The organism is Faecalibacterium sp. Marseille-Q4137 (assembly GCF_017377535.1).
GTDB classification, from domain to species: domain Bacteria; phylum Bacillota; class Clostridia; order Oscillospirales; family Ruminococcaceae; genus Faecalibacterium; species Faecalibacterium duncaniae.
This window is the reverse complement of record NZ_JAFREK010000066.1, coordinates 1-7,974: the sequence shown is the minus strand read 5'-3', so window position 1 is coordinate 7,974 and position 7,974 is coordinate 1. Positions and strand designations below refer to the sequence as shown.

Annotated in this window: 6 protein-coding genes; all 6 read right to left on the bottom strand. The window is 48.2% G+C overall.

The features are described 5' to 3' along the window. Window positions 1-222: 222 nt before the first annotated feature. The gene (locus J3353_RS15135) at window positions 223-1,461 is read right to left on the bottom strand and encodes a Wadjet anti-phage system protein JetD domain-containing protein (protein WP_156074466.1); all 1,239 of its coding nucleotides are present in this window, start codon (window positions 1,459-1,461) and stop codon (window positions 223-225) included. Then, window positions 1,421-4,804, bottom strand: coding sequence for an ATP-binding protein (locus J3353_RS15130; RefSeq protein WP_156074464.1), 3,384 nt, complete (start codon window positions 4,802-4,804; stop codon window positions 1,421-1,423). Before J3353_RS15130 ends, J3353_RS15135 begins: the two co-directional genes overlap by 41 nt. After that, window positions 4,755-5,402, bottom strand: coding sequence for a DUF4194 domain-containing protein (locus tag J3353_RS15125; RefSeq protein WP_005920847.1), 648 nt, complete (start codon window positions 5,400-5,402; stop codon window positions 4,755-4,757). Before J3353_RS15125 ends, J3353_RS15130 begins: the two co-directional genes overlap by 50 nt. Continuing rightward, window positions 5,399-6,799: a Wadjet anti-phage system protein JetA family protein gene (locus J3353_RS15120; RefSeq protein WP_097770214.1), complete on the bottom strand. Its 1,401-nt coding sequence runs from the start codon at window positions 6,797-6,799 to the stop codon at window positions 5,399-5,401. The genes J3353_RS15125 and J3353_RS15120 overlap by 4 nt, the downstream gene beginning before the upstream one ends. A 219-nt stretch (window positions 6,800-7,018) precedes the next feature. Next, window positions 7,019-7,243, bottom strand: coding sequence for a hypothetical protein (locus tag J3353_RS15115; RefSeq protein WP_128118643.1), 225 nt, complete (start codon window positions 7,241-7,243; stop codon window positions 7,019-7,021). A 10-nt stretch (window positions 7,244-7,253) separates the two neighbouring features. Further along, entirely contained in the window at window positions 7,254-7,772 is a 519-nt protein-coding gene (locus J3353_RS15110) for a hypothetical protein (protein WP_097770215.1), read from the bottom strand. Between the last annotated feature and the right edge of the window lie 202 nt (window positions 7,773-7,974).

The window sequence follows — 7,974 nt, the reverse complement described above, 5'->3', positions numbered from 1 at the left end:
AGACCGTTGGGGTCGCTTAATTTGATTTTTGTCTAACTTTTGGGGTTCATATCATCCTGTTACGGAAACCGGGGCGGGTTTATTTTACTTATGAAGTTTTATGTGTACTCTCTCACGCTCTCACGCAATCGCTTGCGGGGATTTTTAATAGCAGCCTGAGCAAGTGCCAAAATTCAGGGCATTTGGGAAGAATGATAGTACGTTCTTATCTTCGCATGAATTCTACTCCAGAAATGTTTCTTGTTCGATTGTGACCCCATATTGCAAAATCTTATCAATTGCATCAACAAACAGCGTATATCTTCCCACATTCCGCTCTTTCTTCAGCTTCTTCAGATACTGCTCCGGCCGCTTCAGGCCATTTTTGTGGTACTGTTCCACAAAGCGCCCTTCCATACGCATGGGTTCAAGCTGTGGAAACACCGTTTGCAGGTTTTCAAACATACAAAAACCGCCCAGATCAATATCCGCCCAGAATCGAATTTGCATGGTTTCCCCTGCCGCAGCAGCCAGTTTTTCAAAAAGTTTTTTCTTCTGCGGGCTCAGAAAGCCGCCGTGATAAACAGCAAGTTCTTCTGGCTGTTTTTCCGCCAGCAAATATTCATCATAGTTCGTTTTATTTTCGATAAAGGTAATGCAGCAGATGTTTTTTAGTTCAATGTCCACAATCTCTGACACAAGTGTACTGGGCAAAGCCAATCCATAAGGTTCTGCTGCGCTGAGCTGTAGTTCTCCCTTCTTCAAGCAGATCGCGCAATCGCCCGAGAGTTCGTAAAGCTCTGGGCGGGCATAGATTCCCAGAAATGCAAGCTGATCCCGCTCACCAAGTTCCGCTTCTGTACAGGCCGCCGCCAGTTGGGTATTGTACTTTCGTGCAATGGTAAGAAACAGCTCCCGTACATTTCGCTCAAAATACTTGGTATCGTGAAAACACTGGCTGCTGAATGCACGCATCGTCACACTGCCGGACAGCTCCGCATACCGTTGAAACGTGAGCAAAAGCTCCTGCAGCAGACCGTCATTTTCCCTGCAATACGTCGGCACTTTCATGCTGTTCCGCACCTGAGCACATACAGCATCCCTCCATGCCGCGATCCATGGAACGGGATTGTCTGCCAGCTTCTGCATGATGATGTTTGCAACCTCTTCTGCCTTTTTTCGCGGATGCACTCTGTCGGCGCACTCATAGCACTGTGCGACCCGTTCCAGATCCAGCACAATGCAGGAGAGAACGCTCTGCTTTCTCGCCCATTCCAGACGCACCAAAGCCTGCTGCTCCAGCTCCCGCGCTGCAATATTGTAAGCATCCCGAACCACCGCATCTTCGTATTGATACTCCGGCAACTCCCTTTTATCAATGCGCAGCATTACCCGACGTCTGGATGTGTTGGGTTCAGAAAGATGCTTACTGTTTTCAAACTTATCCAGCAGACGATTCAGGATCACCTGTGCTTCCTTCATTCTGCATCTCCTTTCCAAATGGAATAATATGCATCCGGTATCCGGATTTGTCCACTAATAATGTGCGGTCTGCAATGGGCATAATGTCCGAGACCTTATCCGGCGGCGTACAGATGATCGCCTGCAGCCCCATCTTTCGGAGAAGGAGTACACTCTCCGTGATCCGGTCACTATCCATTTTATTGAAAGCTTCATCGAACACCACCAGACGCACCGTATTACCAAAACGGGTAGCATCGTTGACGCGGTACAGCTGGGCAAACGAGGCCAGCACCGCAATATAGAATGGCGTTTGTGTTTCGCCACCGGACTTCATATTCAGTGTTTGAGAAAGCAGCTGCTTGGAACCGTTCTGATCAGTCGTTTCCAAATCAAACTTCAGATACGTCCGGAAGTCTGTATAGCGGACGATATTCTCCTGCAGTTCGCTCTGTTTGCGGACATTGAGCTGCGTATCGTCTGCCATTGTGATCTGGCTGAACAGTTTTTCGATCAATGGGCCGTATTTTTGCTGAAAGGGCAGTGCGAATAGACCGGATTCGCCTTCCATCAGTTCATCTGCCGTGATCATGTTATAGTAATCCAGATAATCCGGGTTTGGCCCTACACGGAATTGGTACTTGTCTGTGCCAAATTGTGCCTGGCGCAGGGCCTTGTTCAGATTGTGCACCTGTTCTTGCACCTGGTCGATGCTGGATTTCAGTTTGGCAAGGAAATCGTTCTGGAATTGCTCCATTGCGCTTTCCCGTGCCGCCCGAATTTTTTCTTTGTATCGGGGCAGCTCGCTTTCCTGCAGAGTACGTCGTTCTTCCTCGTATTCTGTGTTATCCATCACCTCGATCTGGAATGCACAGGGTTTGAACCGTTCTGCATATTCTCTGCGTGCTGCAAACAGTTTCTTCTGAGCCCCGTCCATCGCCTTTGTGCTCTGCGCCAAACTGTCGCCGAAGTTCTTGCGGATGACATCTGCCTTTTTCAAGCGGACAAGCTCCTGCCGATAGCGGGGAACGCCGATGGTTTCTCGGTATTCCTTCGTGAACTCCTCGTTCAAAACATCTTCGATGGCCTCATACTGTTGGTATTTTTCCGGCAAAATCTCATATTCCAGCTGATGGATGCGGCCTTCCAACTTCCCTTTTTGCACATTTTTCGCATCTTTTTCCTTATTGAATGCAAGGATCTCTTCTTTCAACTGTTCAATGATGCGCCGCTGCTCATCCAACCAGAACAGATTCAGCTGGGAAAGCTGATTTTTGACTTCTGCGATTTCCTTGATGATCGTCTGGACGCGCTGGTAGTCCTCCTGCTTTTGCGCCACATCGATTCGGACGAATCTTTGGGTAAAAAGCGGCTCCTGCAGGCCGGTCAGCTGCTTCTGGAGCGGCTGCCAATGCCGCAGCTCTTCCTGCAGACAGGTCAGTTCCTTTTCCAGATGGTCGATGCGGAACTGCACCGCACGCCGCCCGATGAAGGCGTCTTCCATCCAGCCCTTCCGAAGTGCGCGGGCCACATAGCCCTGATACAGCATTCCTTCTGCCGTAATTGCCGTCTTATAGCAGCGCAACTGTTCTGCCGTGTCGCAGCATATCACCCGACCCAGAAGATAGTCCACATAGCTGCGTGCCAGCTTGTTTTCTGTCTCCACCTTTTCTGCCAGACTGCCGGGCAGCGGTCGAAGTGTTTCTTTTTCCCGCAGTTTTCCGATATCTACCAGACCAAACGCACGGTACTCTGCTTCCTGCTTCAGCCGGTCGTAAATGTTGAGTGCATCCTGATAACGTCCCGGCTCCACCAGCAGATAATATTTCTGGTTATTTAGGTAGCCTTCTACCGCTCCACGCCAGCGCTCATCTGCCATTTCCAGCACATCAGCCAGAATATAAACGGGAACCGCATGCCCCGTTTTATCCGCCAGATCCTTTTCCAGCCGGTCTTTGAACAGCAGAAGCCCATGGGGATAATCTTTGATGTTCCTGCGCAGATTTGCAAGCACCGCACTTTTCTGGTCGGCTTGCTTCTTCAGCTCTGCAATACGATCCTCTGTTTTATGAGCCGCACTGCGGACAGCATCCGACAATTCGGCCGCTGCCTGCTGCCCCGTTTCAAACAACTCCACAGGCCGGGCAAACAATCCCTTCTCGTCACCAGTAAATACAGCATATGCTTTCTGCGCAGTGTTCGCCGCTTCCTGCACCGGTATGAGAAGTTCTTCCGGTTCCAGTTCTTGTATCTTCCCACAGAATCTCTGCAAACGCCGTGCTTCCCGCTTAATCTCCACTTCAAGATTTTGCAGACCCTGTTCCAGCTTTTTCTGCTCATCTCTCAGAGCCTTTTCCATGTTGAGTAGACGCTCTTCCTCCTGGAAAACGTTGCTCTGCCTGCAGGCCAGCTCAAGCTCACTGCGGCGCGTTTCTTTCTGTTCGATCTGCCGCTCAAGCTCCTCCCGTTGCTCATTCACATTTGCAAGGTTCTCCTTGCATTCAGTTCGTTCCAATTCCCTCTGGTCGATCTCTGTCTGCGCAGCTTCTTTTTTTGCCCACCGTACCAGAAACTTCTGAATTTGGCAGCGGTCTATGGCTTGGTTCATCTCCTGATACAGCCTGCTGATTTGCTGCAGCGCATCCAGCTTTTCCTGCTGACGCTGCGCCAGCAATTCGTGCCGTTTATAATCCCGGATGTTTTGCTGCATCAGCTCAATATTGGGCTTATCCGGAATATCGCAGATGTTCTCCGTAATAAATTTTTGGATATCCACAATTGGCCGGAACGAAACAGCCTTCTTCATCATCCGTAAGACCTGCTCGTTGTGAACGTTCCACTTTGCAAGCATATTGCGGCGATACTCTTTTTGGGTATCGTAAAATTCTGCCCGTGCATAGTTCTGCTTCAAAAAACGGCGAAGTGCAGAAATCTCCATTGCCTCGCCCTGTTCAATAAAGCAATTTTCCGGCAGTGTCCCCGTGTAAATAAAGAATGTATCACGGTAACTTCCATCGCTACGGCAGTCAAAGGTAACGCCCGTCACAAAGTTGCTGCCCTCCATCTCATCCTGAAATTCGCAGACAATATAGGTAGAAAAGTCCTTACCACGGCGGGAATACGGGCTGTTATCATCCATGTCGGCGCGCAGATAGCCTTCCAATGTGCGCTGCGATTTTTCGTTGGCTGCCTGATTAAAATTGCGGGAATTTGTCTCGCCCAGCAGCACGATCTGCAGTGCATCGATGACCGTTGACTTTCCGGCACCGTTCTTGCCGGTCAGGAAATTGATGTCGCCCACTTCAATCAGTTCCTTACTGAAATAGAGCCAGTTGATCAGCAGGATCTTCTTCAGCTTCTTCATCTGTTTCCTCCTTTTTCAAAACAGACACAACCAAGTTCAGCTTTTCGCTGGAGACCGCAGAAAGAATGGTTGGCAATATTGCGATCCTGCAGCTGCCCTGGTTGAATTTTCCTTCCAGTCTTTGAATCACAGAATGGTTTTCCAGTACCGTAAACGCGCGTTTGACCTCTTCCATATTCGGCTTAGCCGGAAAAACTGGATAGTCGGTCACCACTTTTTCCAGCACATCCCGCACAGTACATACGGCATCCTGCTCCAAACCCAAACGCTCCATATTTTCTTCGTAGATCAGCCGTAATGCCAGCAAAATCGCCGTTTCTTTTTTATTGAGGTTGCAACGGTTAGCCTCGTCTGTGTTCAACACATAAAAGTATCCGTTCAGTTCATCCCTGCGCAAATCCCAGTCCAGCAGACTCAGGTACTCCTGTACAGCCTCATAGTGCCGTGATAGAAAAAGATAGTCTGGGTTATCCACCCTGCCTTTTCCCGGCTGGTAGATGGTTCGCACAATGTATGTGCGGCTGAGCAGCTGATTGCAGACAGATTTGAATTGTTCCAGTTCTTTTGCCGTTGCATTGGTAACAAAATCAAAATTCACGGCTTCTTCTCCTTCCTCCGGATCTGCATTTTCGGGATCGAATAGCCATTTTTGCAAAAAATGCCATCGAGTTCCTGGACCACATAACCGGCAGATGTATCCTTGCTTCCAAGGATTGCCAGCAAACTCATGATATAATCCTTGTCCTCTTCAAGCGAGAGCTCCTCCGAGCAACGAATGTCAGCGTCTCCCAGCCATCCCTGCACGTAAGCATTTACTGCTGCCCGGCCATATTTCGATTGCAGTAACTGTGCCGCTCTGACCTGTTCTTCCGTATTCGGTGCCTGATCATCTTGTATCAGCACCGACGCGGTTTTTGTCCGTTTTTCGGGACGCTTACGGTACCACAGACTTTTTTCTGACAAAAAAGACTGCTCATACAATTGAAATGCCGGTCGTATCTGGTCCACCAGCTCAGATGCCCTGCGGTTTCTGGACAGTGCCGTCAGCAAAACATTCAAATTGCCGCGCACGCTTTGATCTCGGTTCGTCAGGTTCTCGATTTTCTGTGTTGCTGCCCTGGTATAGCGCCGGACCTGCGTATCAATTTCTTCAAGATAGTCCTTCTCTAAATTGTCATAGCGTTCTTCGATCCAGAAAATTTTCCTCAGCAGATCGGCACGGCAGTCTTCCAATGTCTTGCCCCGCTTATCACGCAATGCTTCATTTGCCATCGTCATCAGCAGCGCGTCATCTTCTTCCCACCGTCTCAGTATAGATTGAATTGGGACACGATACTTCGGCACTGAGTCTTTGATTTTCAGCGGACGGATGTATGCCTCCACAACTTTTTGTCCGAAGTCATTGAAGTGTGCAGCCAGCACCTGGTTGACATCCTGCATATCGATCTGCATCTGAAAGTAATGCTTTACGTTATGATAGACCATTTGCAACAAACTAATCAGTGCCGTTGTGTTATCGTAGGCACTGTAAAGCGCCGTCATTTTTTCGTAAGCATTGTCGCTATCGTCAGCGACCTTTAATGCAGAGAACGTTCCGAACACATAGGAATATCCACGAGCCGGGCTATCATCGCGGAGTTGGTGGAATAATTCCAGCAAGCGGCTGCTGTAATTAGGAATCGTGATATACTCTTCAAAATCATCCCCACGTTCCTTCTCAAACCACCCCTTACTACACAGCTTGCGGATCAAAAAACGGGCGCGGCCAGAGATATCCCTCAGTTCCTCTTCGTCAATGTCTTCATCTTCAAACGTAGCATCCGCCAGTTCCTGCTCCAGCCTGCCGCGCAGCATTGAATACAAGACATCTTCCCGTATTTTCAAGTTTTCTTGGTATGCTGCGTACAGTACGTCCAGTGCATCCGCATATAAAATACGGTTGGGCGAAGCCAGCGGCGAGAAAAGTTCACTGGGAACCACTTCGAAAAACTTCATAGGCCTACCACCTTATTCGACTGATATACGCTTTCTTTTCTATTATTGTAACCTCTTTCCGCTTACAAAACAAGATGCAAAAAGCTCTTGGCCTCCATTACAGAAGCCAAGAGCTTTTATCTTCTTTACCCTACCAGATTTTATTTCCGGGGAGACTTAATCGCAACCTGAGCGGGTGCTAAAATTACAGGGCGTTCGGAACAGTGTTCTGCCGTTTCTTTAACACGCTGTATCTCCAAAGAACGGCTTCACTGTACTAAGAGAAACTCCGTTACGCTTTGCTTTTTCCTGTTCATAAGTCACACGGGTAACTTCCTCAATAAAAGCTCGGACTTCCGGCGTTGCTGTTGACCATGTGACATTAAAGCGTCTGCAAATTTGATAAAATGTGCGATAAAATGTCTCTCGCTCTGCATCACGCTGAAAATATTCTTTTGCACTCATCAAACACACCTCATTTCAAGTAAGTTACAAAGATGTTCATTGCTGCCTCACCAGAAAGTTCATAACGCGGTGCTCCACCAAAACTCGGCAATGGACAAGCTCCATAGTCCCGGACATAATGCTCTGCCAGCTCCGGAACCTTTGCCTCGAACGTAACCGTCCCGCCGCATTCATGGTCAATCGACAGCTTGATTCCGTACGCAATCAACACCCGGCCAATGCCCTGATACTTTTTAGAATGCCCGACAATTGTCGGATTGCTTTCCGGCTGGCTCTCAATGTAGGTAATATGAACCATCACGTCATTTTCCAATATTTCGTATGCAGCCAGCGCAACCAATTCGCCATTACCCGTCTTTAAGGCATACTTTTCAAAGGCATCATCCTGAATATAATCTGACAACCAGCTTGTTTGCCAGACGGGTTCTTTTTCAGTCTGTACCGCATCAGACTTTTTCATGCGCACGATTTTCACACTGATATTCTGACTGCCGTCTGTTTTTATAATAAATGGTACAAACTTTGCCATACAGACCTCTTTTCCTAAATAAAGCATTTTACAGTTTTATTATACTCAGTCGCTCTTAAATTTTCAACCAGTCACCGCCTCCGCTTCTTTTCAAATCTTTTTGTGTAAATATGTAAAATAAATATAATCCATGATATAAAAACCGCCCCGATCTCCTGTTACGGAAACCGGGGCGGTTCACTTGCATTATTTGTGCTTTCTC

Bases quoted from the DNA above. Each gene is read 5' to 3' on its own strand.
- J3353_RS15120 (WP_097770214.1), bottom strand. From the start codon at position 6,799: ATGAAGTTTTTCGAAGTGGTTCCCAGTGAACTTTTCTCGCCGCTGGCT.
- J3353_RS15115 (WP_128118643.1), bottom strand. From the start codon at position 7,243: ATGAGTGCAAAAGAATATTTTCAGCGTGATGCAGAGCGAGAGACATTT.
- J3353_RS15135 (WP_156074466.1), bottom strand. From the start codon at position 1,461: ATGAAGGAAGCACAGGTGATCCTGAATCGTCTGCTGGATAAGTTTGAA.
- J3353_RS15110 (WP_097770215.1), bottom strand. From the start codon at position 7,772: ATGGCAAAGTTTGTACCATTTATTATAAAAACAGACGGCAGTCAGAAT.
- J3353_RS15130 (WP_156074464.1), bottom strand. From the start codon at position 4,804: ATGAAGAAGCTGAAGAAGATCCTGCTGATCAACTGGCTCTATTTCAGT.